Below are 20,801 nucleotides of genomic sequence, written 5' to 3' on the forward strand. Positions count from 1 at the left end.
AGTGGTATACGCGATCGAGTAAGTGTAGGCCAATGGGTAATTGAGTTTAGAGATAACAACTGGATTTATATTACAGATAAAGGCTGGGTAGAGTTTGACGAAAAAATTATTCGTTGGATTCGATAGATTTGTTAAAAAGAAGAGTAGGTCCTTATGGAGCGACTCTTCTTTATTTTTTATTAATTAGAATCACAAGCTAAATAACAATGTAGCTAGAAAAAGGATTTCTATCAATGATTAACAAAGGAGCATGTATAAATGAAGAAAATAGCAGATATATCTTATCATAATGGAAATATAAATTGGGCTGAAGCGAGTAATGATTTGGAGCTGGCTATTATTCGTGTACAATATGGATCTAATAAGGTTGATTCAAAATATAAAGAATATGTCCAAGGTTGTAAAGCATATGGAGTTCCATTTGGTCATTATGCTTATGGATGTTATACAAGTGTCCAAGACGCTATTGTAGAAGCAAGAGATTTTATGAATCGTGCAGACAAGGATGCAAAATTCCTTGTATTGGATGTAGAAGATGACACACTTGCTAGTTGTGGACCCACTAACTTAGCAAAAGCATCTCAGGCCTTCATTGATACATGTCGTGCAGCGGGCTGGAAAGTTGGATTATACGTGTCACATCACATGTATACAAGTTATGGACTAAATAGTGTGAGTGCAGATTTCTTATGGATTCCTCGTTATGGTGGCAGTAAACCTGCATATAGCTGTGATCTATGGCAATATACTGAAACTGGTAGCGTTGCAGGAATTACTGGTAATGTAGACTTAAATTACTTAGTAGGAAATAAAACTATTGAATGGTTTATAGGAAAGGGCTCTAATTCAAATAATCCTGATCCTACAGATGTAGACACCCGAAAGAATGTATCATTACCACCAGATTGGTTAACCAATAACTTAGGTTGGTTACAATGTGTAGAGCGACAGTCTTGGGTATATAAAGAACCAAATGAACTTGCGGAAGTAGTAGGAAAGATTCCTCTTGGCAGTGGCCATGTATATTTAGAGAGTGCATGGGATGGGAAAAGATTTTGGTTTAAAATCGCCAATGACAACTGGGTTCCTGAAACAGCAATACGTATCGAAAAAGATGGTAGGAGTAAAGGTGTCATTTGGAATGAATGGAAAGGATTAGAGTGTTACCATCATGCGAATTACAACAGTGGTATACGTGATCGAGTAAGCGAAGGACAATGGGTAATTGAGTTTAGGGATAACAATTGGATTTACATTAAAGATAAAGGTTGGGTAGAATTTGATGAAAAAATCATTCGCTGGATTCGCTAATTAAAAAAATTATTTGTATTAAAGTAAAACTAAAAAAGATGAAACATATCGATAGGATAGTTTTAGAGCAAGTAGTGTTTGAGTTGCATTATAGTACAGGGTACATCCGACGAAAATATGCTGAAATAAGAAAGATTGTCAAATTTTTAGTTGGGTATTAATGTTACCTTTTTGTAGGCTACATGCGGTGTACAGAAAGTATTGAAAAAGTGATTTATAGTAGTAATATAAGATTTCGACGAAAGAGCAACTATTTTATGGTTGCTCTTTTTGTTGTGAAAGAAGGTGAGCAACATGAAGTAATTTTATAGATTAATGGGTATTTGGCTGATAGTCATATTTAGTATAGTAGTAGTTTTTTAGGCAAACATAATAGGAAAATAAGGAGATGTTTAGTAGTGAGTATATTAGCTGCTTCAGTTAAAACAAAGAATTTGCCACAACAAGTGTTACGTTGGAAATCAATGGTAGAAAGTGAATGTTCCGCACAAGGAGTACCTGAGTTAATTCCTTACGTACTTGGAATCATTATGGTGGAAAGTGACGGGAATTCTGAAAAAAAACCTGATATTATGCAATCAAGTGAATCACAAGGGTGGCCAATGAATACAATTAAAAATCCTAAAGATTCGATTTATTATGGAGTAAAGCATCTAAAAGGAGCTTTTGATGATGCGAAAAAAAATGGTATTACAGATTTAAGTGCCATTGTTCAATCATATAATTTTGGACGAGCTTACCTTCGCTGGTTAGCTTCTAACAAGAAACAACATTCATTACCGGTGGCGGATCTGTATTCTAAAACGGTTGTTGCACCATCACTTGGAAATACAACAGGTTCCATGGTTCGATATAGTAACCCAATTGCTGTGGCATACAATGGTGGCTACCGATATAAAAACGGAGGGAATTTCTTCTACGCTGAAATTGTTAAGCAATATGTTGATTTTGATGGGGGAACTAATCCTTCTGAAAATAAAGAACCATCAGAGTGGGCGAGAAGTGCATGGAAGTGGGGATTAGAAAAAGGAATTGTAGATGGGAATTCACATCCACATGGAACGGTAGTAGAAGAAATCTTGGTACACATGTTACAACGTGTATACAACAACAAAGTATTTTTAGGTACTGGAAGTGCAGTATCCTTCGCTATTGATACAAGTTACCGGAATGGAGAACCGTCAGAATGGGCGAGAGACGCATGGAAGTGGGGTCTAGAAAAAGGGATTGTAGATGGAAATTCACATCCACATGGAGAAGTGACAGAAGAAATTCTGGTACACATGTTGCAACGTGTATACAACAACAAAGTATTCTCAGGTACTGGAAGCTCAGGAGCATTTGTCACTAATGTAAGTTATCAAAATGGAGAGCCATCAGAATGGGCGAGAGATGCATGGAAATGGGGATTAGAAAAAGGAATTATAGATGGGAATTCACATCCACATGGAAAAGTAACAGAGGAAATTTTAGTACACATACTACAACGATGTACAAATAATGGGGTATTTAAGTAATTATAAGACTTTCATATTATAAAGATTCTTGTCAAATAAAAAAGTAAACGAAGGTACTCATTTAAGTACCTTGATTATACTGTGCAAAAAAGAAAGGAAGATTAGTATGGCAAAGTTTATTTATCCAACAGATACAACGAGAGTAACAAGTGGTTTTAGAGGCAGCAGACCAAATCACCATGGGATAGACCTTGCTGAAGCAGGGTATCATCCGATTTATGCAGCGGCTAATGGAAAAGTTAGTCGCTCGTATTTTTCATCTAGTTACGGTGAATGTATTATGATCGTGCATACTATTGATGGAGTTACATGGGAGACTGTATACGCTCATATGCGTAGTGGTTCTCGAACGGTGAACGTAGGAGATTATGTTACCCAAGGACAAACTATTGGAGTTATGGGGAACACTGGGGATTCTAGTGGCCAACACTTACATTTTGAACTGCATAAAGGCGGCTGGAATATTAATAAGAGTAATGCTGTGAACCCATTAGACCATTTAGGAAAAGGGCCCGATCCTTCTGAAAATAAAGAGCCATCAGATTGGGCAAAAGATGCATGGAAATGGGGATTAGAAAAAGGAATTGTAGATGGAAATTCACATCCACATGGAACAGTTTTAGAAGAAATTTTAGTACACATGTTACAGCGTGTATACAATAACAAAGTATTCTTAGGTACTGGAAGCGTAGTATCTGTTTCTATTGATACAAGTTATCGAAATGGGCAACCATCGGAATGGGCGAGAGATGCATGGAAATGGGGACTAGAAAAAGGGATTGTGGATGGAAATTCTCATCCACATGGAGAAGTGACGGAAGAAATTTTGGTACACATGCTGCAACGTATATACAATAACAAGGTATTCTCAGATTCTAGAAGTACAGTGTCAATCGCCTCTAATGTGAGCTACCAAAATGGAGAGCCATCAGATTGGGCAAGAGATGCATGGAAATGGGGATTAGAAAGAGGAATTATTGATGGGAATTCACATCCACATGGAAAAGTGACAGAGGAAATTTTAGTGCACATTCTACAACGATGTGCGCATAATGGAGTATTTAATTAAATAAAAAGCTTGATTCTTATTCTACTAATCCCTGTCTAATGGACAGGGATTAAAATTTATAATTAGAAGATTTAAATTCACAAATCGTTTGTTTTTAGTGTAGCTGAACTAAGTGTATACAATCAATGTTGTGTTTTAGAAATAGTATATGTTTACTAGAAAATATTTTTGATATTAGGTTACGACGTAAGTGACCCGAATTGGTAGTTTTTCTGTTAAATACTGTACTCTGTAAATATCTGAATATTCTTGTGAAGCAGAGAGTAAATATTACTCCTTTCATTAAATTAAGATATTATTTTTCAAAACTACATAGCAAAATTGACGTACTAAATGAGATTGTTAGAAAATCAATAAACAAAATTAAAAGAGCAGCTAGAACTGCTCTTTTAATTTTGTTTAAAACGGGAGAGGACGATATGCCAAATACACATCCAGAGGAAAATCAATTTCAGAACCAAATTCTAAATCAAATTATGCCAATACTAGAGAAGTTAGTTATGCAATTCATTCAAAACCCGAAACCGAACGAGGATGCGATTCCAGGTAATGACAATAAATTTATGGAAATTGATGACGTTGTGGATAATTTAGTGAATGCTGGGATTATTACCGCTAGCAATTTTAACGTCAACGTCGAGCTGTTTAGAGGAAGTCCAATTACTGTTTCCATTGTAAAAACGGGAAATCCAGCAACAGAGGTTCCTACAAAAGTAGTTACCGAGGATATTATTGAGGGACATATTGAGGTGGACGTTAAACCAGAAGGGATTAAATGATGAGATGAAAAGAAAATACAAGTATATGCATATTAAGATTTTTAATTTTTAATTAAATACGAAGTAGGAGAGAGGTGGAAATAATGGATGGTTTGCAAGAGATGAAAGGTGATGTTCAGGAAATAAGACAAGATATTAAAGATATACGATTAGAGATTAGAGGTCTAGAAATGAGGACAGCAGGTAATGAAAAAGACATTATTAATATTAATAAGCAATTAGATAAGATTAGTGCAAATACAACATGGATATTACGCCTTATTATTGGTGGAATAATTGGAGCAGCTCTGACCTTCCTCTTGAAAGGTGGCGGTATGTAATGATTGAAATTACGGCAATGATTGGGGCTGTTATAGGGTTATCGCAAATTGCTAAAACAAATGGATTGCAAACAAAATATATCCCAATATTTAATTTGACGCTTGGCATTATACTGGGTGTTTTATTTTTGTCTCAAGATTTCAAAATGAATATATTTCAAGGAATGATTATCGGATTGTCAGCAAGTGGATTGTTTGACCATACGAAAATTATAAAAAAGGATGACAATAGGAAATGAAAAAGAAATACAAATACAAATACATTCTATCCATAGTTGTTGCTATGATTTTAGTAATATCAATTGGAACAAACACATTTGCTGATAGAATGCTACTTATTCCAGATGTACCTAACCAGCCTTATCGTTACGGTGTTGATGCTTATGAAGGTGTTGTGGCACATTCTACAGCCACCCCTGAGGCACCAGCAATTAATATTCAAAAATATGAGTCTCGTACATGGCGTTCAGCATTTGTTCACTATGCAGTTGATTGGGATGAAAAGATTCAAATTGCATCAACAAAATATCGAGCATGGGGCGCAGGTTCGGCAGCAAATGTAAGATTTGTTCATGTTGAATTGTGTGAAACAAGTAATTCATTGAAATTCAAACGTTCTTATGAACGGTATGTAGAGTTAATCGGAGCAATCTTGCGGGAACGAAATATTCATCCTTCTAAAGGGCTATGGACACATAGGGATGTTACTTATAAATTAGGTGGGACAGATCATGAAGATCCTCTGGATTATCTTCGTAGTCATGGTGTATCTGAGGCTCAATTTCGAGCGGATGTACTAAATGCCTATAACAGAGATTCAGTTAAGGTTGATGTTAAACCACAAAAGTCAAATGAATTATCTAGCACAGTGGAGGCAAATGGTGTTGTATATATTGAGGGATACAATGTAAACCTTCGTTCTGGACCATCAACATGGAATAGTGTCATTCGCAAACTACAAAAAGGAGAAGCGTATAAAGTAGGTAGGAAAGTAGGAAGCTGGCTAGGCCTTGGAGGTAATGAATGGATTTATTATGATTCCTCATACATTCGTTACAATGGGACAGAAGCCTTTACTGTAGTTGGTAAAAGGGTTATTTCTAAAGAGGCCAATTTACGCTTCTATGAATCTCCATCTTGGCAGGATAAGGATGTTGCTGGTCTTGTAGATGCAGCATTAGGATTTACGATAGATGCGAAAGTAAATGTCAATGGATTGTCACAATATAAAGTACACAATAGCAAAGGAAAAACATACTATGTAACAGCAAATGAAGCCTATGTGTATGTGAGGTGAAAAAGGATCGTTTCCTGTAGTGGAGATGGTTCTTTTTATTTTTGTTTAGTTAATATTCACTAATTCTTTAAACTTAAAATTAGTACTCAAATCGAATCCAGTTGTACAATATACAAAATGTATTAACAATAAACCTTGCAAACTCTGAACTTAAAATTTTATTAGATGGTTAGATGTGCATAAGTGATACTATAAATATTTGAAGTGAAATAAAAAAACAAAGTCTTCGATGAGGCCTTGTTTTTTTATTATCTATTAATTATTTTCTTTTAACACCTATGAATAATGAATCATAGTCTTTTGTTTGAGGCCTTGTGCCTAACTCGATTTGGTATTTACCTTTATCTAAGTAAGTGTGATAATCTCGCCCGCTTGCTTTTTTTGAAGGCATTGCTATAACATCATTAATTTCTTTATCTAGATTAAGATCTGAATTTATTAAAGTAATCCAATTTTTTGCTAATTCAACAGTTGCGTTATCAATTATAAACATAATATAGAAATCATGTTCATTTTCACCTTCTACAAAGAACTGCCCTTGTCCTAAATCATAAATCCTTCCTAAATTAGGGTTAGAAGTACGTAGCTGTACACTTTCAGGAAGGCCCATACTGCTGACAGAGGCGCTAGCGTATTTATAATCTTCATTATATTTCTTGTTTATTTTGGTAATTAAATTTTGAGCTTCATTAGATACAGATTTTTTTAGCACTGGTGAAGCGTTTTTCCAGTTGTTACTGTCGTAATAAAAATCATTTGTAAACATAGAACTATGGATACCGAAAGGTGTTAATTCAGGTTTAACTACTACCGTATTCATTGTATTATATAGAAACTGCGCATATTGTTCACGAGTTACAATTTTTTTTGGTTCAAACATATTATTTCCTGTTCCAACAACAATTTTATTTTCTTGTAGTGCACTAATTGCGTTAGTAGCCCAATAATTTTTTTCAACATCTTTAAATGTAGTTATAGATGTTGCTTTTAATTGAAATGCTTGTGTTAGAACAGCTGCCAATTGCTCACGATTTAGGACCTCGTTTGGTCCGAACTTTCCATCACCATATCCGCTCATAATCCCTGCTTTTGTGATTGCTAAGATTTCTTTTTCGAAAATAGTACCTTTTACATCATTAAATGGATTTTTGAAAGAAGGATCATCCACTGGTTGTAAATAAGCATATAATAATCTAGCAACTTGACCACGTGTAATAGGATCGCCAAAACCAAAAATACCATTTCCATAACCAGAAAAGATATTTCTCTCTTTTAAATCCATAATTGCTTTATAAGACCAGTGATCTGAAGGAACATCGCGAAATCCAGTCTCAGCGTGTTCTTTCTAGAAGAATGAAAGGATCATCTCGTTGGAATAAACAACGAGTAAAAATAGCTAGAATTCATGAATACATATCAAATGCTAGAAAAGATTACTTAGACAAAATCTCAACTGAAATCATCAAAAACCACGATGTTATCGGTATAGAGGATTTGCAAGTATCAAATATGTTAAAAAATCGTAAGTTAGCAAAAGCAATTAGTGAAGTATCTTGGTCACAGTTTCGAACCATGTTGGAATATAAAGCAAAATGGTATGGCAAACAAGTCATTGTCGTATCGAAAACATTTGCTTCCAGCCAATTATGCTCTTGTTGTGGATATCAAAACAAAGACGTTAAAAATCTAAACCTACGTAAATGGGACTGTCCTTCTTGTCGTACACACCATGATAGGGATATTAACGCAAGTATCAATATAAAGAATGAAGCAATAAGACTTCTAACCGCAGGGACTACGGGGTTAGCCTAATCAATTAGAGTTCGATAGAACTCTTTACTTAGGAATCCCTCACTTCTAAACGAAGTGAAAGTGGGGGTAGTTCAATCACTGCATAATACGCGCGTTGAAGTGGACTTGGATTTCGTATTGTCTTTTGTAAGTATAGTATCCTACAGGAGCATCCTAGCGCATGATATGCGGAATATGAGTTGGAAAATTCAATAAAATAGTGATTTGAATAAAAGAAACCCCGTTTATCTACGGGGCTTCTAAGGGTAAGTGTCAAGCAATGACGTACTCGACTAATTAACCATATCATGAATTTTTTGGTAAAAATAGTGGAAAATGGGCCCAAATTAATGGGAGCATTATTTTAAACAAAACGTTATTTTGTAGAAAAAATTTAAAAGAACCCACATTTGAGGGGGTGGGTCCTTTTATAAAAACTAAGCATAATAGGGATTTCCTATATATTACCAAAAACGGAGTTGGTATTCTACACGATAGTTGTTGAGAAAAGTTTTTCGCACAAAAAAGAGCACTATACACAAGTGCTCTTAAAAAGGAGACCCTATTAGCGAAAGAAAACTATGTTAATAATATATATGCTCGTTTAATTAAATCGTGACAAGTTAAAAAATCATTTTGCACAACAAAGCAGCTAGCCTATGTAGCTAACTGCTCAGTTGTACAATTTTAGAAGTTGCACTGGATACAGATATATGTTGTAACAAAAAGTTACAACTATAGTTTAAACAACTATCGAAATATTATGCAGGAAAGAAAACTAAATTAAAAATTCATTCAGCACAACAAAGCAATTAGCTAACTGCTTGTAGTACAAAAGATTTATGCTTATACGTAAAAAAGGCAGGTAATTGACTAAGTTACCTGCCATGCCCAAATGATACGGAGTAAAGAGCTCCGATTTGAAAGAGAGTGGCTCTGGGAAGCTGACTTGCAGATAGTATGTGTAAAATAAAAAAGATTATTCGTAAATAAGAATGAAAAATTATTTTATAAGGACGGGCATCCTTTTAGTTTCAAGTCTTTCAAAGTCTATAGGACAAAATGCAAACGTTATGATAGGTTCTAAAGTTTTATTTGTTTAAAAAGTGTGGTTAATTACTTGGCCGGAAGAAGAATAAAATGTAATTTTGGTTTTTGAAATAGAAAGAAGGGTTATAACTAGCGGTTTACTTGACATATTTATCAACTCCCAAATTATTTGATGCTTTAAGAATTTAAAATATATTCAAAAAATCTTTATGAACTCAATTCATAAAGATTGTACTTTGTGAATTGAGAAATTCAAAAAATAGTTAATTTAATAAAAAAAGCAGTCAGCTTGCGCTAGACTGCTTTGCTCCTTAATGGAGTTCTCGTTATGTAATTTAGATGAAAATACTACTTACTAGGAATAGAGCTCCTAGCAAAATTAGAGAATCAACTAAAATCAAGAACTGGTTTTTTTGTGGTTTTCGAAATTCTTTTATCAAGCTTAAAACTGCAATCATTATGAAACATATATATAACAAAATCATAATTGTTTCTGTCATAACTAACACTCCTAATATATTGATAATTTAATTATATAACGAAAAGTATATCTATGTAAGTTTTTAACAAAATCATTATTTGAATAAAGAAGGGTACCGTTAGAGCGTATGGCGCTCTTTGACCAAGAACTATATTGCATATTTGTTATAGTCCGTATAAGTATATGGAAATTGAAAATAAGGCGTGAATTAAATTTTAATAAAATTGTTATTTGGTTACAGCGTATATAAACAAGGAAGAGCCTGATATGGCTCTCAGGCTCTTCCCTCAATAGCAAAGAGTAAGTCTTTTAATTACTCCTTGTTCATATAGTAAAAGATTGTTAACGAAAATCCAAAGCTCTTTATATTGAGAAATAAAGAAGAATTATTATAAAGAACCTCATCTTTTTTCGTAAATAAAAGAGCAGCAAGCAAAAGCTAACTGCTCAATACAAGGAGATACAAAGAAAACTACTTCAAATGAGTTATGGCATACAGCCCATATACAGTATTGACGGGAAATTTATTTTAAATCCAATTTACTTAAAGTAAATATCCCTACAGATATAATGGCTGCGCCTACTGCAGAACCTATCCAGTCTCTCAAGCTTAATGTATTTAAAGGTGTATCTGTTAGATTCATAATTAAAAAGATAGCAAAAATTAATATACCGAATGCTAAGCCTCCCCAAAATGTTTGTAACGATTTAATAATCTTCTTTCGGAATTTGTTCATAAAAATCATCCTTACTAATACTTTGTATTTTTATAAATAAATTATTGCATGTGTAAAAATTGAAAGTACGAAATATGCACTATTGCATATTAGAACTCAAAAAAATGATCCATTCATAAGTAAATAGATTGAACGGAGGGGAACCGTATCGTATAAATCAAAAGGAAATTAGTATTATGTATGATTGTATCTTTACTTATGTTGGAAAGCTTAAAAAGAAGTGGAAAAGTGAGAAGAAATGGAAAGGACCAACTGATATGAGAGAAATAAAAAAATACTAGGATTTTTCCTAGCATTCAATGTAATTAGTTTTTACTATGATTTGAATATGAAGAGAATGAGTATAAAAAGATATGTATTTAATAGAAAAACAGCAGGATAACACCCCTTTTAATTAAATGGGGTGTGGAAAATTATAAAATATGTTAACAAAATAAAAGTTAGGGTAATTTTGAATCCATCCTTTTTTAAGTCAGAAGTTAAGAATTGTTGATTTGTATGAAAGTTTTTCATTAATTCTACAAAGAAAAACATAGAAATAAAGATTTGTACCAATAGTAAGATGGGAGACATAGTTGATAGTATGGAGGATAGATCATTAAGTGGTGTAACTTGCTTATTCTCTATTGAGCTTGCGAGCAAGTTTCCCAACTCAATTTGTAATGAGATCTCGGCTATATTATAAGTTAAAAATATTGTCGCAATACAAAAAAGAATTTGTATGGGTGTACTAATAAATTTAAAAGGTCTTTGTAACAATGAATACTTAATAATAAAAAGTATGGCATACAAAATGATGAATGCATAAATAAACAAACCAAACGTTTGCACTCCATTAGATATAACTCGTGCAATAATAGAAAGCATAGTTTCTCTTTCGTTAAAAGAGATTAATGGAGAGTTTTGAATAATAGACAAATTATTATATAGAGAATGAGCTATAAATGCACAAAAAAATAAAGCAATTAAAGAAGGAATGAAATTTAGTACTTGCTTAATTTTTTTGTCGGTAGATGAAATCTCAAAATCTATTATTTCAAAAGTATCTTCTGACTTCCGATGTGTGGCCTTTTGTTTAGCTTGCTTATAAGATTTATATGTAAAGTATACGCCGATTCCTGTAATAACTTGACTAAAAACAAACTGAAATAATTCTAATGACATGCAATTGCTCCTTTCTATAAAATTATAGAGAGATTATAACATATTTTTACATAAATTGAGGGGTGACTTCATAAAAAATGAGGAATGAAAGTATTCATAATTATAGACCGTAATGATGTGTTGCTTGTAGTTGGTGTAGATGAAAATATAGTAAAAGAATATCATTTTTATAAAATTGCCCAAATCATGCATTTCACCTCAGTATGAGTATGTCCTGATGAATACGATTAATTAAATTTTTATAATCACTAATTTTGTTTTATGCTAAAACCCATTGGGGATTTATGTGTAATCAGAACCGCCTAAATTAGATTCTGTAGTGGCTAATCATATCGTTAAAGCAGAGACATTAGATACTTTTTGGAAAGAGCGATTAAATACAATTCTTGATGAAAAAGATGCACTTCGAAAAGGGCTAAATGAAGTAACGAAAATGTACGAGGAATTAAAAGGTTTAAAAGAAAAGTTAGCGAAAGATGTTATCGCAGAAATAATATTATGCTTGGAAGCGAAGGATGCGCTCAAATTCATGCGAAATCAGCTACAATCTCGTGATGAGGATTACAACACATTACTTAACCAATTTAATGCAATTACTGAAAAGAATCATGAACTAGAACATGACCTTCGAAAAGTGCATATCTTTATAGCACTCTTTTTTGTGTTTTTAATACTTAATAATTTAAAAGTTGTAGTTTCAATCGGGTTTCACGTTTAACAAAACAAACGAACACAGCGAACGAAGAATAGTGATGTATGAGATTTTTATTTTATTACATTTAATTTTTAATAAAATGTGAAACTATTCAATTGAAACAAAAAACAAGGTTTCCAATGAGAACCTTGTTTTTTATCTATTAATTATTTTCTTTTAACACTTATGGAAATTGATTCATAATCTTTTGATGCAGGCATAGTGCCCAACTCCATTTTGTAGTTACCCTTATCTAAGTATGTGTGATAATCTCGCTCGCCAGAATTTTTGAAAGGTAATGCAACAATATCGTTAATTTCTTTATCTAGATTTAAATCTGGATTTATTAAAGTAATCCAATTTTTTGCTAACTCTACAGTGGATTTATCAATTATAAATACAATTTGGAAATCATTTTCATTCCTACCTATTATATAGAGTTGCCTTTGTCCATAATCATAACTCTTTCCTAAATTGGGGTTAGAGGAAAGTAATCCTACACTTTCACCATCGCCCATCTGACCGCCGCTGATATATACGCTTTCGTATTTGAAATCTTCATTATAATTCTTGTTTATTTTAGTTATTAGATTTTGAGCTTCTTTAGATACAGATTTTAGAAGCAACGGTGAACTGTTTATCCAGTTACTACTGTCGTAAAGAAAATCACTTGTAATCATAGAGCTAGGGAGATCAAACGGTGGTAATTCAGGTTTTGCTTCTACCAAATTAATTGCATTATATAGAAACTGTACATATTTTTCACGAGTCACAATTTTTTTAGGTTCAAACATATTATTTCCTGTTCCAACAACAATTTTATTTTCTTGAAGTGCACTGATTGCGTCAGTAGCCCAATAATTTTTTTCAACATCTTTAAATGTAGTTATAGATGTTGTACTTAATTTGAAAGCCTGTTTTAATACAGCAGCCAACTGTTCACGAGTTAAAGTATCATCTGGGCCAAATTTATCATTACCATATCCACTCATAATTCCAGCTTTAGCAATCGCTAAAATTTCTTTTTCAAACATAGTACCTTTCACATCATTAAATGGATTTTTGAAAGGAGCATTAGTAGGATCAGTCACTGGTTGTATATAACAATTTGAAATCTAAACAAAATCCTTATTTAGACATAGAAAAGAGCACAATATATGTGCTCTTAGACAAGAAAGATAGATTTCTATGAGCGGAGAGTCTCCATACAATAACATATGCTTGTCCAGTTAAAAGGTGAGAAGTATTTTTTGAAACCAACAATAAATGAATAGAGCGCCTTGGGAGAAAGACGCCCTAAGGGTGAATGTACTGTAACGACTATTTGGTTTAGTATATGGAATTTATTCAAGATTCAAGACGATTTTGGTAAAAGAAAAAATGAAAAAGAGCGCATTTTTATATGCACTCTTAGTAAGATAGGCGAATGTCTCATAAAATACAAATCTAAAAAGTTGTAATCAGATTTTTATGAGTTAATTTTTTATATTGTATGCCTTACTTGGAGTTATGGAGCATGTCATTAAAGAAAAGAGGCAAGTGGGAATTTTAATGAAATCGTTATTTAAATAAAAGAAACCCCGTTTGTCTGCGGGGCTCCTAAGGGTAATTGTCAAGTAATGACGTACTCGACTAAATAACCATATCATGAATTTTTTGGTAATAATACTGGTAAATCTGTCCAAATATATGATTGTTAATTTGAATAAAAACGCTATTTGTACGACACGTTTCCCTATAAGTGTGTAAACACGAAATGGGAGGGTTATCAATTTTGATGGCAACAACGGATTGACCGAAAGTAGGAATGAAAGCCGTCAGGTTGAGCTGAAACTACTTATCTGATACTCCTACATGCAAGGCGTGATAGTAGTTACAAATTGTATGAAGCTAGGTGAAGTCGGCTGAACAAAACCTAAGTGAGGAATCATATGGTAATGGATAGGTCAGGATGCTACAAAATATCTATGGTGAGAATGTCCGAACGGACTAGCGAACTTGCGAATGTACAGGTCTAAACGTTTAATACATCAGAAATGTGTATGTCGTCAACGACGGCGTTATCTACCGAGAAGTAAGATTAAATAGTATGAAATTCGGAACATCTAACGATGAGGATGTAAAGATAACAGGCTTAAAGCAAGCACCTAAGGATATATGTATAGCTAGGTCAATTGGAACGTGGTAAGCAAGAAACTGTCATTAATGTCTACTAACAGACAGGTGTATATAAGGTTCTAACGAACCGAAATTACTTTATTCTTGTGAAGGTGGGGACACAGTACTGACGAGGCATGTAATGAATGTGGAGGGATAGTCCCTAGTCTTGTTCGTTGAAAACTAAATCAATTAGATGTAACTCACAGGATCGAGTAAGATGATGTGGCCTTTCGCAAGAAAGGGGAATGAATACGTTGGTGAGTACAACATTGTTTGTAATCTAGTTGCTTTAGTATAAAAGGATAAGATGGGGCGCTGTATGCGATGAAAGTCGCACGTACAGAGTGCTAAGCGGGGGAAAAGATGGAGATAACTTCAAAGTCTTACCTATCGCAACTAAATAAAAGAACAGCTAGTGAAATCTAACTGCTCAGTTCTTTGAAAAATAAGAATTAGAATTTATTTTATTAATGTTTTACATCAATCAACGAAATTACTTTATAGAGGTTAATAAACTTTTATGAATACGCAATAATGTTTGAACATCGTCTGCTTGAAGCTGCTGTAATGCTAGGGACATCGCTTTGTAGGAAGTAGAGTTTTCAATGGATTTTTTCGATGCCTCTTGTCCTTTGGGTGTTACTTTTAATTTTATTTCTCTACGATCTTCATCTGATTGTTTTCGTTCGATGAACTCTAGATTAACTAAATCATCTACATTTACACTCACTGTACTTTTAGGAACTGAAAGACGTTCTGAAATCTCCTTAAGAGTGATATTAGGAATTACATAAATTGTATTTAAAATACCCATTTGTTGTACTGTTAATCCTAAACTGGAGGCGTTTTGATGTGTGAACTTTATAATTTCTTTGTTTATTGCTACAAATGACTGGACAACTTCTCCTGCTTGTTTGAAACTTTGATTTTTTAAACTCATAATACTCGTCCCTTTTCTTTTTTTATTTAGTTTAACATAGAATAGTTCATCGATGAACTATTTATTTCTAAATTAATTTAGAAAAGAAATCAATATACGTTATTAATAGAAAGCTTAATAAAAATTTCATTTTGTATTAATTTGAAACACCAAAAAGAGCACTAAATAAAGTGCTCTTTAAGGGAAAAGTGAGATATTGAAAAGTAAATTAGTTTTTTGCTTCGAGATAATATATGAACATTTCATCATAATGTGACGATGAATCACAAAAGAGCAGCTAGCAAAAGCTAATTACTTTTATAAGAAAATCGTAGAAACATAACCATGTGTCTACAGTATTGACCGTATATTAAGTTTTATTCTAGCAAACCTAAAAAGAGCACTATATAAGTGCTCTTTTTAAGAGTGAGTATAAATACCAATCATCCTGTACTAGTATATGCACTGTATCATGTAGTTGATACTAAAATTAACTTCATTTTTTAAAATTAGAGGTTTCTTTTAATGAAACCTCTAAAAAATTACTAAATTTACGTTATTGTAAATTCGATTGCGATAGGAGTTCCTCCATCTAGGACAGCGCCTCCTACAATAGTAGCAGCTGTAGTAGTCACACCAGTAATAGTATCACCTGTTTGAATAACGCCATTAATATAAAGCGTTAAAAAAGCATAAGAAGCAGGGAAGGTTGTTACAGCACCAGTGTCATCAGTGAAGTCTGTGTTAGCAAAAGTTAAATCTGCTCCAGCGACAGTCCCTGTTGCTGCAGTACTTACAAATCGTCTTCCAGCTATAAAGGGTTTAACGATAGGCATTTATGTTCACCTCTTTTTGAGAATAAACTCAGACAAGTTTTTTGAAAGTCTTGTCCTGTATTTTATTCTATGTTGTGCTTCTTTTAAAAGATACGGCTTGTATACTAGTAAAAAAGTATAATTATTATGTGTTTAATAGATGCTGTATAAATTTAAACAAAATAATTCGTTTATAAGTAAGTAGATTGAACGGAGGGCAACCGTATCGTATGAATTACTCTTCTAGAAATATAAATGAGAAGGAAATACGTCCTTTCGTGATAGAGGTATTACGTGATTACCGGCTGTTAAAAGTAAAATTCCAAAACATACAGGAGCGGAGTTACTATTTCCGGAACTTAGGAAAAGTACAAATGATGAAATTAGATATAGAAGATTAAAATGTGCATTTGAAGAATTTTTGGATGAGGAAGAGCAACGGGCTTTACAAGCGAAATGCATGAGAAGACGTTATTAAAAAAGAATATAGTAAATACCCTGATTTTAAAGATGGGAACAAATAAAAGTAGCGAATCAGCTGCGTTCTTATTTTATAAAAAATTAACTTTAAACATTTCTTATAGTTACGAATATTTATGTAAATATGGGAAACAGATTTGATTCTTGGAATGAGGGGATCGATGTGGATATAACACATATTATGGCGAGAATAGTGGTGAATGGGAAAGATCTTCCGTTTACTTCAGTTAGAACTTCTGCGTGGATTAATGGACCTGCGAACGATTTAATTGTTACAACTAAGCAAAGAGTGAATGAACTTTATCGGTTTATGTGGTCACGTGTGCCAGTTATGCTAACAATGTATTTCCTTCAGGGTGCTGATGTGGTGAGATTTGCTAGGGTTGCTGGAGTTGATGAAAGTATAGCGGGAGAATATATATATCATTTTATTTGGTGATAAGACAAACTTTAAGTAGCCTAACAGCTGCTTTTTTATTTTGAACAGAAAAAAAGAACCTGCAGTGGCTCCTTTTCACAATGCTACCTTATACTTATTAATTTTTCGCTTAACATCCATAAAAGCTAGTAGTGCTGCAGTAGCGCAAAAACCTTTAAACCAAAAAAATTCAGAAGAAAATAGTCCGCCAAAGAAAGCGACCGAGTGTACAAAGCAAGTAATACCAAATAACCAAAGCATGAACTCTAATTCTTTTGAAGAATACTTATAGTTTTTGAATCTTTCCCACATATATATCAACTCCTACTGTTATGCGGTTCTGTAGTTTTTCTTTTTAAAATCGCGCATGTTGAGGATAAAGAATAAAAGGAAGATAACAGCTGCGATGCCATTAATCCAGTAGTATGTGCGCCCGGTTGTGAATCCGTTATAGAAGGAATAGACATTCCAAATAATTAGAAGTACTGAACAGACAGTAGAGATCATTAATGAGCCAAAACTTCTCATGATTTTCACCTCGATTCAAAATGTTAGAACTTATTTACAATTTTACATTTAAATAAATAGATTTACAAGAAGAGGAATGAAAAAGAACCCGATGGAGTTCGGGTCCTTTCATAAGTGATGATGTATTCTCGGCTTGGGAACTGAGAAAATACAAAAATATAATACATCGAGATTTAGAGAATTTCAATACTAAATTAGGGATTACCGCAAGGGGTGAATATGGTTAGGCAACAAAGCCTAAATTGTAAAGTGAATAATTTGTTACTATATTTAAATTTTTACAAAAAATAACCATTTTCTTCAGATTTCAAGAAGGTTTTACAAAAAAATACATAGAAATATAAATATATGATAATGAAATGAGTCGAATTTTCATCATGACTGATATCCATAATATGTTCATTTCAATTAACATGAAATACATATAGAGGAGAGCGATTATGAAAAGGAAAATTGGTACAGCAGTCGTAGGTTTATCTGTTTTAGGATTTGGAATTTTTGGTTTTACTCATGGAAATGGTGGAGGTATTGTTCAAGCGGCTTCAGAAGGGGATGGAGGAGGAGCGCCTGCATATGCACATGGAAATCATGGAGGAGCACCATCTTATACTCATGGAGAGGGATGGTCTCCGAGTTATGCACATGGACATACAGGAGGAGCACCGTCCTATACTCATGGGCATACGGGAGCACCAGTTTATGGATATGGAGACTATCCAACACCTTCTTTTAATATAGGAGATACTCCTGCACCGAAGTTAGAAGCTGATGGGGATCATGGAGGAGCGCCAACTTATACTCATGGACATTTCCCTGCGCCGAAATCAGAATCACATGGGAATACAGGAGGGACACCGGCTCATAATAAAGGAGATACATGGTCTCCGAGTTATGCACATGGAAATACTGGAGCACCAGCTAATACAGAGCCTGGTGGGGGAATTTAACTAATACTAATATAAAAGTTGTAAGTTTATATATAAGAAAAAAGACTTTGTAGTTTACAAGGTCTTTTTTCTTTGTAAAAAAGTTATTCAAAGAGGAAAATAACCGAATTTCTTCCTAGTTGTATAGAAAGCGGTGGGTGATATGAAGTGAAGCAAAAAAACGAGTTAGCTCAAGAAGATTACATGCATGGTATGAAGTACAAGGAACTGGCTGAGAAATACGAGATTAGTATTAATATATTGTTAAGTCTTGGAGAAAAAGGCATGATTGGAATCGAAAATGGATGCACCCAGATGCGTAAAGATGAAAGAACGAATCGTTTGGCAGTAACATTACAAACCGATTAATCTATTCTAGGGTTTGTTACAGGGAGGGTACAATGGGAAGAAGAAAATTCTTAAAATTAAAAAAATACCAAAAGATAAATCTGAAAAAATTAAAAAAGGTGATAAATTTGTTACATCTAGTCTAAGTGAAAAGATAATATCTGGTCTTGAAGTAGCAGAAGTGGTGGACCAAGAGTCAGATGAATATGGTCTTACTCAAATCATTTATTAGGGTAAAAAATAATTTATAAGTGCTAACAATTATGTAGAATAGACAAAAATAATCGCTAATATGTCGTTTTTGAAAATAGCTGTAATTAAATCACACTTATACGAAATGCTCATAAGATTATTCGTGATATCAATCATAATGTCTAGAATTGTGTAGTATTCAATTGAGAAACCATCAATTTAAATAGGACTCAAGCAGGTTAATTGGATTAAAATTAAAGCAACAAATCAATGGTATTAATAATAAAGTTGGATAAAATCAAGTTTTATGTATTAAAAGAGGCAAAACTGCCTCTTTTTTTATTTTTAACAAAATACGGATTTGATATGGAATTTCCTCCAATGAATTCACCATGAATAGGGTTGTCTCATATCATGTAAGGATTGCTTTATTACGATTATAAAAGGGTGTGAACGTATTGGAAGATGTTTATGCAAAAATTGACAGTCTAAAAGCAGAACAAAAAGAAATTATGCGAGATATTCGTAATTTAGAAACTCGCACAACAATTAATGAGAAAGACATAGCTACAATTAATAAGCAATTAGAAAAGATTAGCATGAATACAACTTGGATTTTACGAATTATTATTAGTGCAATCACTATGTCGGTTTTGGGTTTAATATTAAAAGGCATGATTTAAAATTTAAAAATAAAAGTATTTATGGAGAGGGGGACACGTGTCTCTCTTTATTTTTATCGTTTTAGCCAAGAGGGTTCCTTTAGAACATGGCATAAGTGATCTGTAAGATTAAATGGGAGACAGTAGTCATTGTTTATCGATAGTAAAGTAGACGTATATAATTTAAAAGGGAACCAATGCAACAATACAAATAATAATTTGTATGCGAGCTTAAAAAATCCTAAGATGGCCCTGGATAGGAGGGGGGCTTGGTATTTTTCATTTTGTTTTGCTAACTTGATGTCGATATGACGTAACCTTCAGTATTAAAAAATTAAAAAAAGTCCCTCAATAATGTTAAAGGGACTTTGCTCGCGCAAATGATCTGTAAATCAATTTATCTTTGATATACAGATCATTTGTATGATAATATTTATAAAGAATTGCTAAACAATGAAATTACATAAATGCTTTTAGAAGTTCTTGAATTAATGGTATTGCTCCACCTATAAATTTTAAAACTGCCATTGCGATTTCCATATTATTCGCTCCTCTGTTTTTGTATTAAGATGTGTTGAATCTTTATAACCTTATTATAGTAAGCGCTTACATATATAACAATACATTTTTGTATGCAATATTGCATATTTATACGTTTAGACAAAAATTATATCTCTACTAGTCATTCTTTAATGGTACCATACGGAGGTGAGAGTCTTTAAGGGTTCGACATAATAGGAGGAAATATGGAAAGAGTACAAGTGATTTACAGTAATCTGAAAATTAAAAGTTGGGCTAAACAGGTATTAGCTGTAGGAGGAATATTAGGGTTCTGCTACTTGGTGTTATATGTTTTTAGTTTCTTAGTTGTTATGTAAAAATTATATAACTAAACTAGTAGAGTCTTGCCTTGATAGGTAAGGCTCTTTTGTTGTATCTGTGATGAGCAAAATACATACAAAACCTCTCAAGTTTGTCAGGTACTATGTATGGTGCCTTATTTCTCTATATTTTAGAACACTAATTCCTATCATTGAAAGTAAATAAACTTCTATTTAAAAGTACTCATTTATATTGAAAACACAATTTTATTGATAAAAAATGCGTTTTTATTAGATACATCTTAAAAAGACAAGTATAAGT

At 33.1% G+C, this 20,801-nt stretch carries 18 protein-coding genes and 5 pseudogenes; 14 read left to right on the forward strand and 9 right to left on the reverse strand.

Translation table 11 applies throughout. The annotated features are described in order from the left end of the window. The first annotated feature begins 258 nt into the window (after positions 1-258). From DT250_RS04005 to DT250_RS04035, 7 genes are all read left to right on the forward strand, one after another. Positions 259-1,311: a glycoside hydrolase family 25 protein gene (locus DT250_RS04005; protein ID WP_098048272.1), complete on the forward strand. Its 1,053-nt coding sequence runs from the start codon at positions 259-261 to the stop codon at positions 1,309-1,311. Between the two features lie 398 nt (positions 1,312-1,709). Beyond that, positions 1,710-2,828: a lysozyme family protein gene (locus DT250_RS04010; RefSeq protein ID WP_149212594.1), complete on the forward strand. Its 1,119-nt coding sequence runs from the start codon at positions 1,710-1,712 to the stop codon at positions 2,826-2,828. A gap of 106 nt (positions 2,829-2,934) precedes the next feature. After that, positions 2,935-3,897, forward strand: coding sequence for a M23 family metallopeptidase (locus DT250_RS04015; RefSeq protein ID WP_149212595.1), 963 nt, complete (start codon positions 2,935-2,937; stop codon positions 3,895-3,897). A 419-nt stretch (positions 3,898-4,316) separates the two neighbouring features. After that, positions 4,317-4,676 carry a hypothetical protein gene (locus tag DT250_RS04020; RefSeq protein WP_098375462.1) on the forward strand — a complete coding sequence of 120 codons (360 nt, stop codon included), beginning with the start codon at positions 4,317-4,319 and terminating at the stop codon, positions 4,674-4,676. An 83-nt stretch (positions 4,677-4,759) separates the two neighbouring features. Continuing rightward, positions 4,760-4,996 carry a hemolysin XhlA family protein gene (locus DT250_RS04025; RefSeq protein WP_000348873.1) on the forward strand — a complete coding sequence of 79 codons (237 nt, stop codon included), beginning with the start codon at positions 4,760-4,762 and terminating at the stop codon, positions 4,994-4,996. Beyond that, positions 4,996-5,235 carry a holin gene (locus DT250_RS04030; protein WP_149212596.1) on the forward strand — a complete coding sequence of 80 codons (240 nt, stop codon included), beginning with the start codon at positions 4,996-4,998 and terminating at the stop codon, positions 5,233-5,235. Before DT250_RS04025 ends, DT250_RS04030 begins: the two co-directional genes overlap by 1 nt. Further along, positions 5,232-6,293 carry an N-acetylmuramoyl-L-alanine amidase gene (locus DT250_RS04035; RefSeq protein WP_149212597.1) on the forward strand — a complete coding sequence of 354 codons (1,062 nt, stop codon included), beginning with the start codon at positions 5,232-5,234 and terminating at the stop codon, positions 6,291-6,293. Before DT250_RS04030 ends, DT250_RS04035 begins: the two co-directional genes overlap by 4 nt. 259 nt (positions 6,294-6,552) lie before the next feature. Here DT250_RS04035 and DT250_RS04040 read toward each other — a convergent pair. Next, positions 6,553-7,629, reverse strand: a pseudogene (locus DT250_RS04040) (S-layer homology domain-containing protein); the annotation flags it as partial. Here DT250_RS04040 and DT250_RS04045 point away from each other — a divergent pair. After that, positions 7,623-8,105: pseudogene (locus DT250_RS04045) on the forward strand (RNA-guided endonuclease TnpB family protein); the annotation flags it as partial. The pseudogenes DT250_RS04040 and DT250_RS04045 sit on opposite strands and share 7 nt — an antisense overlap. Before the next feature lie 2,034 nt (positions 8,106-10,139). Here DT250_RS04045 and DT250_RS04060 read toward each other — a convergent pair. Continuing rightward, positions 10,140-10,352, reverse strand: coding sequence for a hypothetical protein (locus DT250_RS04060; RefSeq protein ID WP_149212599.1), 213 nt, complete (start codon positions 10,350-10,352; stop codon positions 10,140-10,142). Between the two features lie 390 nt (positions 10,353-10,742). Then, positions 10,743-11,516 carry a hypothetical protein gene (locus DT250_RS04065; RefSeq protein WP_149212600.1) on the reverse strand — a complete coding sequence of 258 codons (774 nt, stop codon included), beginning with the start codon at positions 11,514-11,516 and terminating at the stop codon, positions 10,743-10,745. A 319-nt stretch (positions 11,517-11,835) separates the two neighbouring features. Here DT250_RS04065 and DT250_RS04070 point away from each other — a divergent pair, with 319 nt between their 5' ends. Beyond that, positions 11,836-12,234: a hypothetical protein gene (locus tag DT250_RS04070; protein ID WP_149212601.1), complete on the forward strand. Its 399-nt coding sequence runs from the start codon at positions 11,836-11,838 to the stop codon at positions 12,232-12,234. Positions 12,235-12,377: 143 nt separating this feature from the next. Here DT250_RS04070 and DT250_RS04075 read toward each other — a convergent pair whose 3' ends face one another. From DT250_RS04075 to DT250_RS04090, 3 genes are all read right to left on the reverse strand, one after another. Continuing rightward, positions 12,378-13,301 carry an S-layer homology domain-containing protein gene (locus tag DT250_RS04075; protein ID WP_370513115.1) on the reverse strand — a complete coding sequence of 308 codons (924 nt, stop codon included), beginning with the start codon at positions 13,299-13,301 and terminating at the stop codon, positions 12,378-12,380. Positions 13,302-14,863: 1,562 nt separating this feature from the next. After that, a complete protein-coding gene (locus DT250_RS04085) occupies positions 14,864-15,310 on the reverse strand; it encodes a MarR family winged helix-turn-helix transcriptional regulator (RefSeq protein ID WP_149212603.1) in 447 nt (148 codons plus the stop codon). A gap of 530 nt (positions 15,311-15,840) precedes the next feature. Then, entirely contained in the window at positions 15,841-16,125 is a 285-nt protein-coding gene (locus DT250_RS04090; RefSeq protein ID WP_001123250.1) for a DUF4183 domain-containing protein, read from the reverse strand. A gap of 583 nt (positions 16,126-16,708) precedes the next feature. On the opposite strand from DT250_RS04090, the gene DT250_RS04100 reads away from it, so the two are divergent. Continuing rightward, positions 16,709-17,023: a hypothetical protein gene (locus tag DT250_RS04100; protein WP_149212604.1), complete on the forward strand. Its 315-nt coding sequence runs from the start codon at positions 16,709-16,711 to the stop codon at positions 17,021-17,023. 75 nt (positions 17,024-17,098) lie between these two features. Here the strand turns inward: DT250_RS04100 and DT250_RS04105 are convergent, their stop codons facing one another. Next, positions 17,099-17,314 carry a hypothetical protein gene (locus tag DT250_RS04105; protein WP_149212605.1) on the reverse strand — a complete coding sequence of 72 codons (216 nt, stop codon included), beginning with the start codon at positions 17,312-17,314 and terminating at the stop codon, positions 17,099-17,101. A gap of 18 nt (positions 17,315-17,332) precedes the next feature. Continuing rightward, positions 17,333-17,530 carry a hypothetical protein gene (locus tag DT250_RS32100; RefSeq protein ID WP_149212606.1) on the reverse strand — a complete coding sequence of 66 codons (198 nt, stop codon included), beginning with the start codon at positions 17,528-17,530 and terminating at the stop codon, positions 17,333-17,335. A 440-nt stretch (positions 17,531-17,970) separates the two neighbouring features. Between DT250_RS32100 and DT250_RS04115 the strand changes: the two genes are divergently transcribed. The 4 genes and pseudogenes from DT250_RS04115 to DT250_RS04125 all read left to right on the forward strand — a co-directional run bounded on the left by DT250_RS04115 (position 17,971) and on the right by DT250_RS04125 (position 19,679). After that, positions 17,971-18,477, forward strand: coding sequence for a hypothetical protein (locus DT250_RS04115; protein ID WP_149212607.1), 507 nt, complete (start codon positions 17,971-17,973; stop codon positions 18,475-18,477). Between the two features lie 147 nt (positions 18,478-18,624). Beyond that, a pseudogene (locus DT250_RS32640) lies at positions 18,625-18,767 on the forward strand (hypothetical protein); the annotation flags it as partial. A 13-nt stretch (positions 18,768-18,780) separates the two neighbouring features. Beyond that, positions 18,781-19,036, forward strand: a pseudogene (locus DT250_RS04120) (rod shape-determining protein MreC); the annotation flags it as partial. Positions 19,037-19,454: 418 nt separating this feature from the next. Further along, positions 19,455-19,679, forward strand: coding sequence for an XpaF1 protein (locus DT250_RS04125; RefSeq protein ID WP_016136195.1), 225 nt, complete (start codon positions 19,455-19,457; stop codon positions 19,677-19,679). Between the two features lie 438 nt (positions 19,680-20,117). Here DT250_RS04125 and DT250_RS32010 read toward each other — a convergent pair. Then, positions 20,118-20,304, reverse strand: a pseudogene (locus DT250_RS32010) (hypothetical protein). Positions 20,305-20,801 lie beyond the last annotated feature (497 nt).

The sequence above is a fragment of the Bacillus sp. AR2-1 genome, from assembly GCF_008368755.1.
In the GTDB taxonomy this organism is placed as follows: Bacteria; Bacillota; Bacilli; order Bacillales; family Bacillaceae_G; genus Bacillus_A; species Bacillus_A wiedmannii.